15 protein-coding genes are annotated in these 13498 nt (G+C 70.8%); 4 read left to right on the top strand and 11 right to left on the bottom strand.

What is annotated here, in order from left to right:
- Window positions 1–160: 160 nt before the first annotated feature.
- From ACZ45E_RS14505 to ACZ45E_RS14490, 4 genes are all read right to left on the bottom strand, one after another.
- The gene (locus tag ACZ45E_RS14505) at window positions 161–1249 is read right to left on the bottom strand and encodes a YlbL family protein (RefSeq protein WP_468220570.1); all 1089 of its coding nucleotides are present in this window, start codon (window positions 1247–1249) and stop codon (window positions 161–163) included.
- Window positions 1250–1334: 85 nt separating this feature from the next.
- Window positions 1335–1499: a hypothetical protein gene (locus ACZ45E_RS14500; RefSeq protein WP_468220568.1), complete on the bottom strand. Its 165-nt coding sequence runs from the start codon at window positions 1497–1499 to the stop codon at window positions 1335–1337.
- A 103-nt stretch (window positions 1500–1602) separates the two neighbouring features.
- Window positions 1603–2067 carry a molybdenum cofactor biosynthesis protein MoaE gene (locus ACZ45E_RS14495; RefSeq protein ID WP_468220567.1) on the bottom strand — a complete coding sequence of 155 codons (465 nt, stop codon included), beginning with the start codon at window positions 2065–2067 and terminating at the stop codon, window positions 1603–1605.
- 111 nt (window positions 2068–2178) lie between these two features.
- Window positions 2179–3291: an SDR family oxidoreductase gene (locus ACZ45E_RS14490; protein ID WP_468220566.1), complete on the bottom strand. Its 1113-nt coding sequence runs from the start codon at window positions 3289–3291 to the stop codon at window positions 2179–2181.
- Between the two features lie 193 nt (window positions 3292–3484).
- Here ACZ45E_RS14490 and ACZ45E_RS14485 point away from each other — a divergent pair, with 193 nt between their 5' ends.
- Complete coding sequence (locus ACZ45E_RS14485) at window positions 3485–5017, top strand: zinc-dependent metalloprotease (protein ID WP_468220564.1); 1533 nt, start codon at window positions 3485–3487, stop codon at window positions 5015–5017.
- Window positions 5014–5538 carry an NUDIX hydrolase gene (locus ACZ45E_RS14480; RefSeq protein WP_468220562.1) on the top strand — a complete coding sequence of 175 codons (525 nt, stop codon included), beginning with the start codon at window positions 5014–5016 and terminating at the stop codon, window positions 5536–5538. The genes ACZ45E_RS14485 and ACZ45E_RS14480 overlap by 4 nt, the downstream gene beginning before the upstream one ends.
- A 68-nt stretch (window positions 5539–5606) precedes the next feature.
- Here ACZ45E_RS14480 and ACZ45E_RS14475 read toward each other — a convergent pair whose 3' ends face one another.
- The 4 genes from ACZ45E_RS14475 to ACZ45E_RS14460 form a co-directional block, all read right to left on the bottom strand.
- On the bottom strand, window positions 5607–6362 hold the full coding sequence (locus tag ACZ45E_RS14475; RefSeq protein WP_468220560.1) for an AIM24 family protein: 756 nt from the start codon (window positions 6360–6362) through the stop codon (window positions 5607–5609).
- Between the two features lie 17 nt (window positions 6363–6379).
- Entirely contained in the window at window positions 6380–7060 is a 681-nt protein-coding gene (locus tag ACZ45E_RS14470; protein WP_468220558.1) for an AIM24 family protein, read from the bottom strand.
- 11 nt (window positions 7061–7071) lie between these two features.
- Complete coding sequence (locus tag ACZ45E_RS14465) at window positions 7072–8700, bottom strand: TerD family protein (RefSeq protein WP_468220556.1); 1629 nt, start codon at window positions 8698–8700, stop codon at window positions 7072–7074.
- Window positions 8701–8812: 112 nt separating this feature from the next.
- Entirely contained in the window at window positions 8813–9409 is a 597-nt protein-coding gene (locus ACZ45E_RS14460; RefSeq protein WP_468220554.1) for a M48 metallopeptidase family protein, read from the bottom strand.
- 281 nt (window positions 9410–9690) lie between these two features.
- Between ACZ45E_RS14460 and ACZ45E_RS14455 the strand changes: the two genes are divergently transcribed.
- Both ACZ45E_RS14455 and ACZ45E_RS14450 read left to right on the top strand, forming a co-directional pair.
- Window positions 9691–10854, top strand: a complete 1164-nt coding sequence (locus ACZ45E_RS14455; protein WP_468220552.1) for a TOMM precursor leader peptide-binding protein — start codon at window positions 9691–9693, stop codon at window positions 10852–10854.
- Window positions 10855–10921: 67 nt separating this feature from the next.
- Window positions 10922–12286, top strand: a complete 1365-nt coding sequence (locus ACZ45E_RS14450; RefSeq protein ID WP_468220550.1) for an ABC1 kinase family protein — start codon at window positions 10922–10924, stop codon at window positions 12284–12286.
- Here ACZ45E_RS14450 and ACZ45E_RS14445 read toward each other — a convergent pair whose 3' ends face one another.
- The 3 genes from ACZ45E_RS14445 to ACZ45E_RS14435 all read right to left on the bottom strand — a co-directional run bounded on the left by ACZ45E_RS14445 (window position 12287) and on the right by ACZ45E_RS14435 (window position 13334).
- Window positions 12287–12511: a hypothetical protein gene (locus ACZ45E_RS14445; RefSeq protein WP_468220547.1), complete on the bottom strand. Its 225-nt coding sequence runs from the start codon at window positions 12509–12511 to the stop codon at window positions 12287–12289.
- 134 nt (window positions 12512–12645) lie between these two features.
- On the bottom strand, window positions 12646–12969 hold the full coding sequence (locus ACZ45E_RS14440; protein WP_468220545.1) for a hypothetical protein: 324 nt from the start codon (window positions 12967–12969) through the stop codon (window positions 12646–12648).
- Window positions 12966–13334 carry a WhiB family transcriptional regulator gene (locus ACZ45E_RS14435; protein WP_468220543.1) on the bottom strand — a complete coding sequence of 123 codons (369 nt, stop codon included), beginning with the start codon at window positions 13332–13334 and terminating at the stop codon, window positions 12966–12968. The genes ACZ45E_RS14440 and ACZ45E_RS14435 overlap by 4 nt, the downstream gene beginning before the upstream one ends.
- Window positions 13335–13498: the final 164 nt, after the last annotated feature.

Here is a 13498-nt window from a genome sequence, read left to right as displayed (position 1 = left end):
TCCATGTGTGGAAGGGTTGGGTGTGTATTTGTGCGCTTCTCTTTTGGGGGGGGGGGACCCCCCCCCCCCCCCCCCCCCCCCCCCCCCACCCCGCGCCCCCCCCCCCCCCCCCCCCCCCCCCCCCCCCTCTACATAGGTGGTCAGGAACGATGGTCTCGGCTCAGCCCTTGGCCGTGCACGTGGGCAGGTCGGCGGTGTCCCCGCTCCGGATGTCCTTCAGGGCGTCCATGGCGTCGCCGATGGTGTCCACCTTGACGAGTGTGAGCCCGTCCGGGGTGTCCTTGGCCGCGGTCGCGCAGTTGTCCTTGGGCGTCAGGAAGTACTGTGCGCCCTTCTCCCGAGCGCCGACGGTCTTCATGCCGATGCCACCGATGGGGCCGACCTTGCCGTCGTCGTCGATGGTGCCGGTGCCGGCCACGAACTTTCCGCCGGTCAGGTCGGTGGGGATGAGCTTGTCGACGATGCCGAGGGAGAACATCAGGCCCGCGCTGGGTCCGCCCACGTCGGCGAGCTTGATGTCGATCTGGAACGGGAAGGTGTGGTCGGTCCCGGCCTGGATGCCGACGATGGCGCGGTTGTCCTCGGCCTTGTCCGTCGTGATCGTCACCTTCTGCGTGCGGGTCGCCTCCTTGCCCTCCTTCTCGGCGGCGGCGGCCTCCTTGACGGGCACGACCGTGAAGACGACGTTCTCGCCGGGCTTGTGCCGGGTGACGAGCTTCGCGACGTCGGCCGGCTTGGTGACCTTGGTGCCGTCGACGGCCTTGATGACGTCACCGGCGTGCAGCTTGCCCTCGGCGGGGCTGCCCTTGACGACGGTGGAGACGATCACCCAGGACTTCACGGGGATGCCCAGTTCGTCCAGGGCCGCGACCTTGGCGCTCTCCTGGGACTGGCTGAACTCCTCGGCGTTCTCCTGCGAGGACTGCTCCTCGGTCTGGCCGTCCGGGTAGAGCGTGTCGTGCGGCACCACGATGCTGTCGTGCGCGAGCCAGCCGTAGACGGCGGACACCAGGTTCATGTTGAAGTCGGCGCTGGTGACGCGGACCGTCGTCATGTTGAGGTGGCCGCTCGTCTCGAACGTCTTGTGGCCCGAGATCTGGATCACGGGTTCGCCTTCGTGATCCCCGAGTGTGTTCACCGTCGGCCCCGGCGACATCTCCGCGTAGGGCACTTTGATGAGTACTCCGGCGCAAAGCAGCGCGATCAGCATAAGGGTCGAGGCGAGCATCGTCGCGGTGCGGCGTGGCATGGAACGACAGTACGGGACGTGCCTGTCGGCGCACCTGTGGGGCCGGTCCGTGGGCCGACGTCGCGTCAGGTCCGGCGGGCCGGGCTCACGCGCCGGTGTTCGACTTCTCCATGGCCTCGCGGAAGCGCGCGTAGCCGCTGAGCTCGTTCACGTCCCCCGCCTTGTGGCGGTGCCGGCCGGCCCAGGAGCCCCACAGCGCGGCACCGACCGCCGCGATCACCGGAATCAGCAGCCACATGAGCGCTGCCATGCCGACCTCCCGACCCCATGAGCAATCACAACTGACTGATCAGCAGATTAACCATCCGCAGAGTCAACGCTCACCGCAGGGGTGCGGTTACGCAACCGGAGCGTCAGCAGGCCCCCACCCACTCCTCCGTCCCGTCGGAGAACTTCTGGTGCTTCCAGATGGGCACTTCGTGCTTCAGGTCGTCGATGAGCTTGCGGCACGCCTCGAAGGCCTCACCGCGGTGCGGGCACGAGACGGCGACCACGACGGCCAGATCGCCCACGGTCAGATCGCCGACCCGGTGGACGGCGGCCAGGGCGCGCACGGGGTACTCGGCGACGACCTTCTCGGCGACGCGCCGCATCTCCGCCTCGGCGGTCGGATGACACGAGTAGCCCAGCCGCTCCACGTCGGCTCCGCCATCGTGGTTGCGCACGGTCCCCACGAAGAGCGCGGTGCCGCCCGCCGCGTCGTCCCCGACGGCCCTGAAGACCTCGTCGACGGAGAGGGGCGTCTCACGGATGGCGAGCAGCTTGATGGGGTCCTGCGCCGCCTGCTCACCGGGGTGGTCGTGCTGGGTGGGTGCCATGAACTCATCGTGCCGTACGTCGCCGACAACCGTGAATAGCGTTTTCGACCGGCACGCACGCGTGGCGACTTGGAGCCTCCTACAGGGCGCGTGCGGTCCGAGCAGGCCGGGTCAGATGCGGCGTCGGGCCTTGCGCACCCGCCGGACGACGGCCGCCGTGCCCAGCAGGGCCACCGTCGCGCCCGCTGCCCCGGCCGCCGTGGCGTCCTTGCGGCCGAGGCGCCGGCCGGCGACCGTGCGCCGCCCCGCGACCTCCTCGAGGAGTTCGGCGAGCACCTCCTCGTTCGTCCACCGGGGACGCCATCCGGCGTCGTGCAGGCGGCTTCCGCTCACGACCCACGGGTACATCGTGTACGCGAGATCCCCGGCCGGGGAGGGCGTCAGGCCGATCCGGTGCAGCCGCGCGGCCGCGCCGAGGGCGACGGCCGACGGCAGCTCCATGCGGCGGATCCCGCTGAGCTCCTCGACCTCCTCCTGCTCCAGCCATCCGTCGCAGCCGACCGTGAGCTCTCCGTCGACCTTCTCCAGGACCGCGTACTCCAGAGCGCTGCACAGGTCCTCCACGTGGCAGAACTGCCAGGCGGGCCGGGAGCCGGCCACCACCAGGAGGCGCGGCGACTCGAAGTAGCGCGTCAGGGCCGTGTCCGTACCGCCGACGAGGATCGCGGGACGCACCACGGTGACGTTGAGGCCGGGGTGCGCGCGCGGGGCCCGGCGGGCGAGCCGCTCGATCTCCAGGAGGTCGCCGACGCCGGTGGCCTCCGCCGTGGCGCGCAGTTCCGCGTCCTCGGAGAGGGGCAGCTCATTGTCGTCGAGCGCCCCGTAGACCATCGCCGAGGTGCACAGCACGACGCGGTGCACCCCCGCGGCGGCCGCGGCGGTCAGCACGGTCTGGGTACCTCGTACGTTGTACGCGGTCCGGGCCGCGGCGTCCGACTCCAGGTCCAGGTCGAGCGCCAGGTGGACGACGACGTCCGCGCCGCGCAGCTTCTCGGCGATGGCCGGGTCCCGTACGTCCAGGATGTGCCAGGTCGCGGAGGCGCACTCGCCGCGCCGCTCGTCGATGGCGAGGACCTGTTTGATCCGGTCGGACGCGGCGAGCCGCTCGGTGAGCAGGGCGCCGGTGCCGGACGCGGCACCGGTGACCGCGACGACGGGTCCGCGCACGGCCGGACTGGTTGAGGGGTTTCGCGCTGCGCGAACCTGCGGATCTGGGGAACTCACCGGGCGTCTCCAGCGGTTGTCTTCAGTACGTACGCGTATGACGCGTACGTACCAGGAGGCATCCATCCTGCCGCAGGCCATGAGTCGGCGAAGCACCGAGGCCCGATCCCGTCACGGTGTCTACGCTGGGTGTGTGTAGTCGGGCAGTCGCCGCCGGGTCAGACACCGGTGGCCTTACCAGCCGAGGAATCCCGTGAGTGACACCCCATTTGGTTTCGGCCTTCCGCCTGAGGAGCCGGACGACGGCGACGAGGGCAAGAAGAAGGACCAGCAGGGTGGTGGCGGTCAGGGACCTGCCAGCCCCCTCGGATTCGGGTTCCCTGGCCTGCCAGGCGCGGGCGGACCGGGCGGCGCGGGCGGGGACAACCCGTTCGCGGCGATGTTCGGCTCGATGGATCCGAACGATCTGGGGGCGGCCTTCCAGCAGCTCGGCCAGATGCTCTCGTACGAGGGCGGCCCGGTGAACTGGGACATGGCCAAGGACATCGCCCGCCAGACGGTCTCCCAGGGCACGCAGGACGGCGTGAAGGACGCGAGCGTCGGTCCCGCCGACCGCACCGCGGTCCAGGAGGCCGTGCGCCTGGCCGACCTGTGGCTGGACGACGCGACGTCGCTGCCCTCGGGCGCGGGTTCCGCGGTGGCGTGGAGCCGCGCCGAGTGGGTCGAGGCGACCCTCCCGGTGTGGAAGGAGCTCGTCGACCCGGTCGCCGAGCGGGTCGGCCTGGCCATGGGCGATGTGCTGCCCGAGGAGATGCAGGCCATGGCGGGCCCGCTCATCGGCATGATGCGCTCCATGGGCGGTGCCATGTTCGGCTCGCAGATCGGGCAGGCCCTGGGCGTGCTCGCGGGCGAGGTCGTCGGCTCCACGGACATCGGTCTGCCGCTGGCCCCAGCGGGCAAGGCAGCGCTGCTGCCGCTGAACATCGAGGCGTTCGGCAAGGACCTCGGCATCCCGAAGGAGGAGGTCCGCCTCTACCTGGCGCTGCGGGAGGCCGCCCACCAGCGGCTGTTCTCGCACGTGCCGTGGCTGCGCTCGCACCTGTTCGGCGCGGTCGACGGGTACGCGCGCGGGATCAAGGTCGACACCTCGAAGCTGGAGGACGTGGTCGGCCAGTTCGACCCGCAGAACCCGGAGCAATTGCAGGAGGCCCTCCAGCAGGGCATGTTCCAGCCGGAGGACACCCCGGAGCAGAAGGCCGCCCTGGCGCGCCTGGAGACGGCTCTCGCTCTCGTGGAGGGCTGGGTCGACGCGGTGGTCCACGCGGCCGCGAAGCCGCGTCTGTCGACCGCCGACGCGCTGCGTGAGACGCTGCGCCGCCGCCGGGCGTCCGGCGGCCCCGCGGAGCAGACGTTCGCGACGCTGATCGGTCTGGAGCTGCGCCCGCGCCGTCTGCGGGACGCCTCGCGCCTGTGGGCCTCGCTCACGGACGCGCGCGGGGTGGACGGTCGTGACGGCCTGTGGGCGCACCCGGACATGCTGCCGACGGCCTCGGACCTGGACGACCCGGACGGCTTCGTCCACCGCGAGCAACTGGACTTCTCCGAGCTGGACAAGATGCTCGGCGAGGCAGCCGGCGGGACCCCGTCGTCTTCCTCGCCCAAGCCGACCCTCTCCAAGGACGGCACGGACGAGCGGGGCGACACGGACGGCGCAGACCGTACGGGCGACACCGACGCCACTGACCCCACCGGTGACACGGACAACAAGGGCGACAGCGACAAGTGACCCTGTACGACGATGCGGTCCTCGTGCTCAAGGGCTACGAGGACCAGCCCGAGCTGCGCCAGGGTTACCTGGACCATCTCGCCGCTCATGGTGACGCCGCGATGTGGAAGTCCTGCACGGCGGGTCATCTGACGGCGAGCGCGCTGGTGATCGACCCCGAGCGGGGCCGGGTCCTGCTCACGCTGCACAAGAAGTTGCGGATGTGGCTCCAGATGGGTGGTCACTGCGAGCCCGGTGACCCGACGCTGGCGGCGGCGGCCCTGCGCGAGGCGACCGAGGAGTCCGGCATCGCGGGGCTCACGCTCCTTGCGGGCGGCCCGGTCCGCCTGGACCGGCATCCCATCCCGGGCCCCTGCACCCAGCACCTGGACACGCAGTACGCGGCGCTCGCCCCGGCGGACTCCTTGGAGGCGATCAGCGACGAGTCCCTGGATCTGCGGTGGTTCCGCTATGCCGAGGTCGCGGACGTGGCCGACGCGTCGGTGGTGCGCCTGATGGAGGCGGCCCGCGCCCGTCTCTAGGCCGTGCGACATGTGTAAGGGGCGAGCGCCATAGGCGCCCGCCCCTTACACATGACCTTGCGGAGATGTCAGCTCCAGACGTTGCCCTGGTTCTGGCCGCGGGCTCCCTGCTGCCCCATGCCGTACTGGGCCGCGATCCCCTGGCCCGCCACCGAGTTCTGCGGCGGCAGCAGCTCGCTGGGCTGCACGAGCGCGTAGCCCTGCCCCATGAAGCTGAGCTCCCAGCCCTCGCCGGTGTTGCCGCGGCGGCGCCAGACCCCCGAGGAGTGGGTCTGCGCCTGCATCTGCACCCGCAGCCCGGTCGACCAGGCGACGACGGCGTCCGCGTCGGCGTTGACGTAACGGTCGGGCGTGACCTGGAGCATCAGCGGCTGGCCCGACGTCATCAGCGCGACCTTGCCGCGTCCGGTGATGTTGAGCTGGTACTTGCCGGAGCCGGAGATGCCGAACTGGCTGTCCACGGCGATCACCTCGTGATGCAGCGAGGAGTCCATGGCCAGCACATAACTGCTGTCGACGGTCAGCCCGTCCTGTTCGACATCCACCACGTGGATGTACTGGGCGAGGTTCGCGAGGTAGACGGTGCCCTGCCCGTGGCAGCGCATCAGGTCGAGGCCCTCACCGGTCTGCGCGCGGGAGCGACGCTGCCCGGTGGTCTGGATCTCGCCGTCGAACTCCATCAGGCCCTGGTAGGCGACCATCGAGCCCTTACGGGCGAGGATGTCGTCGTGGCCTTCCAGGACGACCCGCAGCAACTGCGGATTCTGCAGCGTGTAGCGCTCCTGGGTCTGCTGTTCGGTGTACGCGAAAAGCGGGCTCTGCATGGTGTGTTCGCTCCCCCTCAGCCCCGGGCCCGGAGACGGTCGGTGCTGTCTTCACTGGGCTGTACGACGACGATGCCTTCCCCGGAGAAGCCCATCTGGTAGGCCTCGCCGCTGCCGCGCCCTATGAGCGAGCCGGCCTTGAAGCTGCGCTTGCCCTTCACCTTCAGACTCGGTGACCAGGCGATGAGCGCGTCGGGGTCGACGTAGGTCTCGTCCTCGCCGCGGCCGCAGTCGACCACGATGGGGGTGCCGCGCGAGGTCAGGGCGACGTGCCCCTGGCCACTGACCTTGATGTTCCACAGGCCCTGGCCGGCGAATTTGGCGAGGCCCTTCACGCGCTCGACGCCCCATTGGAGATGGGCGTCGAAGGCGAGCAGATTGGTGCCGTTGACGGAGATCGACTCGCCGCCGAGATTGATGACGACGACGTCCGCTCCGTAGTCGGCGAGGTAGAGCAGGCCGTCACCGGAGCACTTCATGAGAGGCGCCCCCTCGCCGGTGATCCAGTCGCGGGCGATCTGGCGTACGGCGGGCGGGTTCGGCTCGTACTGGACGAAGCCTTCGTAGGCGACCATCGAGCCCACGCGCGCGAAGAGGTCGTTTCCGGTCTGCATGGCGACCTTCAGCATGTTGCTGCCGTGGTTCTCCATGCGGGCGGCCACCGGGGTCGGGGCGAAGCCCGCGAGCGGCTGGTTCATGACGGGCTCCCTCAGACCTCGTACGGCTGGACGATGATGAAGTTTCCGGGTGCGCCCCGGAACTGGAGGTTCACGCTCTCCCCGCTGTGGCCGGGGTAGGCGTTGCGGCGCATCCGGACCTGGCTGGAGACGATCGCCTGGGCGGCCGCGGACCAGGCCACGACCGCGTTGCAGTCGGCGAAGGTCGTCGGAGTCACCGGCAGCACGACGGGCGTTCCATGCGTCTTCACGACGACGGTCCCGGTGCCCTGGAACTGCATCACGAAGAGGGCGCCTCCGGGGATGCCGTGCCCCTCGATCCTGCGCACTTCGCGCTGGAGGCTCTCGTCGAAGGCGAGGACGTTCTCCGCGGAGACGCAGATCGCGTCGCCCTGGAGCTCGATGGGGTGCAGATAGGTGGCCTCCTCCGCGAGGAAGACCTGGCCGCGGCCGGTGCAGCGCATCAGCTGCAACTCCTGGCCGGTGGCGTTGCCCACGACGCGGCCGGCGAAACCGGCGCCCTTGTAGCTGAACTCGACCTTGCCCTGGTAGAGCACCATGCTGCCCTGCCGGGCGAGCACGGGCTGATCGCCGCCGGCGCCGAGATCGACGCGGATCAGCTTCTTGTTCTGGAGCGTCCAGCGCTGCCCGGTGGGTGCTTCGCGGTACTTCTCCAGCGCGGCGGCCACACCGGGCGCTCCGGCCTGCTGCGGGATGCCCTGAGGCGCGCCGTACGGGGAGGGAGCGGCGGGCGGCTGGGCGTAGCCGGGCGGCGAGGACGGCGTCTGGGGCTGCTCGCCGTAACCGGGCGGCAGGCTCGCGCCACCGGGGCCCGGCACCTGCCCGTACTGGGGTGGCTGCTGCCCGTACGGTGCGGGGGCCGGCGGCGGCACCGTGCCCGGTGGTGTGCTCAGCGGCGCGATGATGGTCGGCGCCGCGTGCACGGGAGGCGCGGCCGGGGCGGGAGCCGGCGGAGGTGTGGGACTCTGCGGCGGCGCGAAGTGCTGCGGGGCGGGGGCCGGCGCGGGTGCGGCGGGCCCGGACGGGGCTCCGAAGGCGGGCGGCGCGGCGGCCTGTGCGGGCGGCGCGAAACCGGGTGCCTCGGCCGACTGCGGCTGCGCGGTGGGTTCCTCCTCCGCGACCTCACCGCCGAAGTTCTTCAGCAGCGCGTCCAGGCCACCGTCGAAGCCCTGTCCGACGGCCGCGAAGCGCCACACGTCCTTCAGGTAGAAGTCGCCCAGCATCACCGCGCGCTCGGTGGAGAACTCGCCACCGTGGAACGAGTACCGGGCGACCTCCTCACCACCGGCGACGATGCGGATGTACCCGGGCGCCACCTGCGACATCTGGCCCGGACCGTCGAGGGTCGCGGTGAAGGAGAGCCTGTGGACGGTGGCGGGGATCTTGTCGAGCGTGACGCGGAAGGACTCCGAGTCACCGGCCTGGGCGCCGAGCAGCTGGACGGACTCCTCGGGCGTCTTGGGCTGGTTGAAGAAGACGAAGTACCGGTCGTCGGACAACCGCTCCTCGGCGTCGAGGCCGAAGCAACTGATGTCGAAGGTCAGTCCGGGGCCGGTGATCTGCACGCCGACGTACAGATCGGTGCCCGCGGTGAGGTCGCTGATCTTGGCCTTGTGGCCGCGTTGGAATTCCCTGGCCATGCGTAACGACCGTCCCCCATCCCGATGGTGATTGCGTCGCGTCAGGCTAACTGCAAACGCCGGGGCCGGATGAGGTCGGTACAGCCCTGGTACAGAACCGGATCAGGGGCCGTCACTCACCGCGCGCGGGCGGCAGATGCGGCAGGCGGTCCGCCGCGACCACCCCTTCGAGGTAGCCGCGCGCACGCTCGGTGCGCGGGTACGCCTCCAGAAGCCGCCAGAAACGGGGGCCGTGGCCGGGAACCAGCAAATGCGCGAGCTCGTGGACGAGCACGTAGTCGACGACGTACTCGGGCATGCCCTGCAACCGGTGCGAAAGGCGGATGCTGCCTTCCGTGGGGGTGCAGGAGCCCCATCGGGTGTTCTGATTGGTGACCCAGCGCACCGACGCGGGGCGGGCCTTGCCGTCGAGGTACTGCTCCGAGAGCCGCTCGGCGCGCTCGGCCAGCTCCGCGTCGCCGAGGACCCGCTTGCTCTCCTGCGCCGCGAGCTTGTCGAGCATCACGGTCACCCAGCGCTGTTCCTCGGCCTCCGACATGCGGGCCGGGATGAGCACCACGGTGCGGTCACCCTCGCGGTAGGCGGAGACCGTCCTGCGGCGCCGGGCACTTCTGCGCACCTCTACCGCGCTCACCCCCGGACCGCCTGGCGGCGGGCTGGTCGTGCTGCGCTGTGTATTCGTGGCACGGTGCAGAGGGTCGGCGGGCACGCCCCGACGTTACCCGTTGAGCAGGGTGGAAGTCCCGCCTCCAGGACTGTTCGGTGTGCTCCCACGCCCCCTCCCGCTTGACTTGTACGACTATCGCCCACTGCCTGTGGACAACCTTCGGCACGCTTTCGGCCAAGCGGGCATGCTGGCCATCGGTCGACGCGATCGGCGCGGCTGACGCAGCCGACGCGGGTGGCGTCGCCGGGGCACAGACAGCACTGCCGACACAGCCGGTACAGGTAGCGCACAAGACACCTATGGCACAGCTCGGGGGAACAGCCATGCATCCGATCCTGAAGCCCGCACTGCGGCGCGGCTGGCACGACCTCAACACGGTGCAGTTCGGCCTGACGCCGGCGCACGCCGTGGTGCTCGGCCCGGTCGACACGGCCACGGGCAGCTTCCTCACCCTGCTCGACGGGACGCGCGGGCTTCCGCTGCTGCGCGAGGAAGCCCACCGGATGGACTTGCCCGACGGGCATGTCGACGCGCTTCTGGAGCGGCTGACCGAAGCGGGACTGCTCGACGACGCCACGGGCGGCGGCCCGGCCGCGGACGCGCTTCGCAAACAGACGCGGGTGATGGACCGGCTCCGCCCCGACCACGCCGCCCTGACGGTGACCACACCCGGACCTGCCGAGGCGATGCGGAGACTGGCGGCCCGGCACAGCATGCGGGTGCAGGTCAGAGGCGCCGGACGGGTCGGCGCGGTCGTGGCCTCGGTCCTCGCCGCCGCGGGCGTGGGCCATGTCGACGTACGGGACGGCGGTTGTGTCGAGCCGTGGGACGTGGCGCCGGGCGGCCACACGGTCGAGGCGGTGGGCGAGCGCCGCGACGTGTCGGCGCGACAGTTGGTGCGCGCCGCCGCGCCGTCCCGGCCTCCGCGCCCGGACCGGCGCAGGACGCAGGACGGCCCGGCCGACGGGGAGCAGAGGGAACCCGCGCTCTCCCTCGTGATCATCGCCCCACGTGACGGGCTCGCGATCCACTCCCCCGATCCGTCCGCAGCCGAGGACCTGGTCGCGGCGGGCATCCCCCATCTGTACGCGGGCGTGGCCGAAGCCACAGGGATCGTGGGCCCGCTGGTCCTGCCCGGCGGCACCGGCTGCGCGCACTGCCTGCTCCTGGGGCGCGTGGAGCGCGATCCGACGTGGCCGCGACTGCTCGCACAGTGGCGCTCGGGGCACGCGGCCCGCCAGATCCAGGCATGTGACCTGGGCCTGGCCACCGCGGTCGCGGGTCTCGTCGCGGCCCATGCGCTGGCCTTCCTGGACGGGGAGTTGCCGTCGACGACAGGAGCACGCTGGGAGACGGCGGCTCCGGGCCTCGACTGGCACGCCCGGCCGGTCTGGCCACATCCGCAGTGCCCGTGCGGTGCGGGTGAGGGAGGTAACGGGCAGGAGGCCCCCGCGGAGGTGGAGCCGCACGACACAATGGCGGGGTAAGCAATGGCTGACGGCGTCATGACGCCTGGGCACGCGCGGCACGGCTGTCCGGCACTTGGAGGGGTGTATGTCTGATCTTCCCCGGAAGGCGGTTACCCGTACCGCCAAGCTGGCCGCACTACCAATCGGCTTCGCCGGTCGCGCGACCTGGGGCATCGGCAAGCGCATCGGTGGTAAGTCCGCCGAGATCGTCGGGCGCGAGCTGCAGCAGCGCACGGCCGACCAGTTGTTCAAGGTCCTCGGCGAGCTGAAGGGCGGGGCGATGAAGTTCGGGCAGGCGATGTCCGTCTTCGAGTCCGCCCTGCCGGAGGAGGTCGCCGGCCCGTACCGAGCCGCCCTGACGAAACTCCAGGAGGCCGCGCCCCCGATGCCGACGCGCACCGTGCACGCGGTCCTCGAGGAGCGCCTCGGCACGCAGTGGCAGGAGCTGTTCCAGGAGTTCGAGGAGAAGCCGTCGGCCGCGGCGTCGATAGGCCAGGTGCACCGCGCCGTGTGGCACGACGGGCGCGAGGTCGCCGTGAAGGTCCAGTACCCGGGCGCCGGTGAGGCGCTCCTCTCCGACCTCGGCCAACTGAGCCGCTTCGCCCGCCTGTTGGGGCCGCTCATCCCGGGCATGGACATCAAGCCACTGATCGCCGAGTTGCGTGACCGGGTGACCGAGGAGCTGGACTACGCGCTTGAGGCGCAGGCTCAGTGCGCCCACGCAGAGGAGTTCGACGACGACCCCGACGTAGTGATCCCGAACGTGGTGCACCAGCGCGAGCAGGTCCTGGTGACGGAGTGGATCGACGGCACACCCCTCGCCGAGATCATCAGCGGCGGAAGCCAGGAACAGCGGGACCGCGCGGGCCAGTTGCTGGCGCGCTTCCTGTTCTCGGGCCCGGCGCGCACCGGCCTGTTGCACGCGGATCCGCACCCGGGCAACTTCCGGCTGCTCCCCGACGGCGAGGGCAGCTGGCGCCTGGGCGTCCTGGACTTCGGCACCGTGGACCGGCTGCCGGGCGGACTGCCCACCCCGATCGGCGACTCCCTGCGGATGACGCTCGACGGCGATGCGACCGCGGTCTACGAGCTGCTGCGCGCGGAGGGCTTCATCAAGGAGTCGATCGAGCTCGAACCGGAGGCGGTACTCGACTACTTGCTGCCGATCATCGAGCCCGCCCAGGCCGACGAGTTCACGTTCACCCGCGCCTGGATGCGCAACCAGGCGGCGCGGATCGCCGATCTCCGCTCCCCCGCCCACCAGTTGGGCAAGCAGCTCAACCTGCCTCCCTCGTACCTTCTGATTCACCGGGTGACGCTCAGCACGATCGGGGTGCTGTGCCAGCTCGGCGCCACGGTGCGGCTGCGGGACGAACTGGAGGCGTGGGTACCCGGGTTCGTCACCGACGCGGAAGAGGAGCCCGACCGGGAATCGGCCGCGGAAGCCTGATCACCACCACTCGGAGTCGAGCCGGCCCTCGATGGCCCTGAGGTGCTCCCGGGCACAGGCCTCGCAGAAGTACCGGCGGACGCCGCCCTCCACGGAGTACGTCCAGGTCAGCGGAGTCCCCCGAGCGATCGCGCCGCACCGGGCGCAGACGACGTCCTGCCGGCCGGTGTACTGGTCGGCGTGCTGATCGGCCTGGTGCGCGGAGTCCCCGCCAGAAAGAGACATCTCGCGACGATAACCCCATGGACCGATGATCGTCAGGCGCAACGCACGGCGGGGGCCGGTCTCTTCCGGACCGGCCCCCGCGGGAGCAGCCGCTCGCTGTCGCGGCTCAGGTCGACGCGGGCGCCGATGGACTGTTACTGCATGACGGCCATGGCGAGCGCACGCCGGGCACGCAGCGAGGCGCGCTCGGCGCGCCGCTGCATCCGGCGGGCGACCACCAGGCGCATGGCCTGGCGCTCGGCATGGGCGTCTCGCAGCTGCTCGTGCATATGCGCACGTGCCAGGGCTTCTGGGATGAGTTGCATCTGACGGGTCCTGTTCTGACGCGAGTCGTTCGCATCGGACATGGGGAAGTCTGGGATCGCGGAGCCGGCGGGCTCGCTCGTGGACGGCTTCATCGGGGCCTGCTTCTTGGGGTCGTGCGTCAGGGGGCGGTCGATCGTTCCTCGGATGTTCATGCCGCAACCGGGTGCTTGCGCGGGCGGCCACGCGGCCGCTTCCGGGCGACGACAACGCCCTGGACGAACAGCTCGCCACCCCAGACGCCCCAGGGCTCACGCCGCTCCATGGCGCCGGCGAGGCAGGCCTCCATCAGCGGGCAGGTACGGCAGAGGGACTTGGCGTACTCGACGTCCGCCGGCGACTCCGCGAAGAAGACCTCGGGGTCGTAGGCACGGCAGGGGACGGGTACGCCGAGGTTCTCGATGGCGTCGTCGAGCGCGGTGAGCGCAGTCAGCGGGTTCAAGGTGGGGTCCTCCGTGGGCACGGGCGGGGGAAGAGGGTCCGAAGGCGGTACGGACGGGGCGTGCGCTTCGAGTTGCACGGTGTTGTCTTCCTCGTCTGGTCGTTCCGGCCGGTGGGCCGGGTGTCGGTGGTGCCGGGTTCTTTCGTCCCCGAGGCCCCTTCGTTCTGGTCCCTCGGAAGATCGCTGAGTCTTCCGGGAAAACAGAAGGGCCGCGGATCCCGGGTGGGGTTCCGCGGCCCTGA

Source organism: Streptomyces sp. NPDC030991, from assembly GCF_055571235.1.
This window is presented reverse-complemented; position numbering and strand designations above follow the sequence as displayed.